General features: G+C 73.7%; 1 protein-coding gene. It reads right to left on the minus strand.

Annotation, left to right across the window (positions count from 1 at the left end; all coding sequences use genetic code 11):
- On the minus strand, window positions 1-1,874 hold a 1,874-nt coding region (locus AC1DY2_RS19250), incomplete at its 3' end, for an ATP-binding protein (protein WP_476763871.1).
- Window positions 1,875-1,894 lie beyond the last annotated feature (20 nt).

The following is a 1,894-nucleotide window of genomic DNA, read 5'->3' on the forward strand; positions in this document are numbered from 1 at the left end:
ACGGGTGCCAGCGCGAGGTCGAGGGCCGCGCGCCGCGACATCCCGCGGCCCCGTGCCCGCGCCGCCTCGAACGCGCCGGCCCCGTCGGAGGCCAGGATGCGCTCGACGAATGGCCGGTAGGTGGGGTTGGAGCGCTGGCCCACCAGCCCCGTACGCACGCGCACCGTGTCGGCCGCGCCGAGCAGCACGCCGACCCGGTCGACGTCGCCCGCCACCGCGGCGCACGCGGCCAGCCCCTCGAGCGCGTACGCGATGCCGTCGTCGTTGCTGAGCTGGAGCGACAGCTCGAGGTTGCGCGAGAACAGGTCGGGGCGCGCCTCGCCGCGCGCGAGTCGCGCCCACCCGGAGTTCGCCAGGGTGATGCTCTCGACGAACACGTCGCCCGAGCGCCTGGCATCCTCCAGCACCTCCTCGTAGATGCCGATCGCCCCGTCGACATCCCCGCGAAGCAGTGTGAGGGCGCCGAACGCGTCCTTGAACAGCGCCGCGAACGTCGGATGCTCCTCGGCCGACACGAGTTCGAGCGCCCGTCGTTGCAGCTTGTCGGCCCGCTCGAGGTCGGGCGGCGTGGACGCGGCGCAGGCGATGCTCAGCGCGGTGAGGGCGCCGCTCTCGCCGAGCCGGTCGCCGACCGCGTGGAACAGCGCGAGGCTCCACTCGATCGGACCGGAGTCGACCTCTGGGCCGGGCTGCGAGAGCGCCACCCACGACGTGAAGCCCATCGCGATCGCCCGGGTGTGGTCGCGCAGCGGCACGTCGGCGTGCAGGATGTCCTCCATCCAGGCCTTCGCCTCGGTGAGCTGGCTGCGGATCCACCAGTAGAGGAACAGCCTCCACACGGCTCGCGCGACCGGATCCACCATCCTGACCGAGATGAGATGCCGGAACGCGGCCCTGATGTTGTCGCGTTCCGCATCGAGCCGCTGCAGCGCGGCCGACTGCGTCGATCMCTCCAGCAGCGGCTCCACCTCTGCGGCGAGGCGCAGGTAGTGCTCGCCGTGCGCGCGGCGCACCGCCGCGGCATCCGGCTCGGCCTCGAATCGAGCGCTCGCGATCTCGCGCACCGGCACGAGCATCGAGAACAGCGGCACGCCCGCGTCATCGTGCTGGCGCAGGAGGCTGCCGTCGACGAGCTCGAGGAGCGTGCCGAGCAGGTCGGTCGCCCAGGGCGCGCGCGCCGTGACGGCCTCCACTGCGTCGAGGCTGAAGTCGCCCGCGAACACGCCCAGGCGCACGAAGAGGGCCCGCGCCTCGGGGCTCAGCAGGTCGATGCTCCACTCCACCGTCGCCTGGATGGTGCGCTGGCGTTCGGGGATGTCGCGGGCGGCCGTGACGAGCAGCGGCAGCATCTTGTCGAGCCGCCCCAGCATCGCCGCGGGCGTCAGGGCCCGGATTCGGGCGGCGGCGAGCTCGATCGCGAGGGGAACGCCCTCGAGCGCGCGGCAGATGCGGGCGACGCCGTCGGCGTTCTCGTCGGTGAGCTCGAACCGGGGGTCGGCGGCGCGGGCGCGTGTCACGAACAGCCGCACCGCGTCGGCCGTGGAGATGGCCTCGAGCGAGGCGCGTGCCGGGTCGGGCGGGAGCCCGAGGGGTTCCACGTCGAACACCCGCTCGCCGCGCACCCGCAGTCGCGCGCGGCTCGTGACGAGGAAYGTCGCGTCGGGCAGGTCGTTGAGCAGGGCCATCACGTCGCCCGCGGCTGAGATCACCTGCTCGAAGCTGTCGAGCACGATGAGGTCGCGGCGGCCGGCGCGGGCTGCGCCGAGCTGGCGGCTGAGCGGCTGGTCGCCGGCGTCGCGCACGCCGAGCTCGCGGGCGATCGCGGGCAGCACGTCGGCCGGGTCGAGCACGTGCTCGAGGGCGACGAACGTCACCCGGTCGAACGGCTCGCCCG

It is taken from the genome of Agromyces sp. P1_H4, assembly GCF_056405255.1.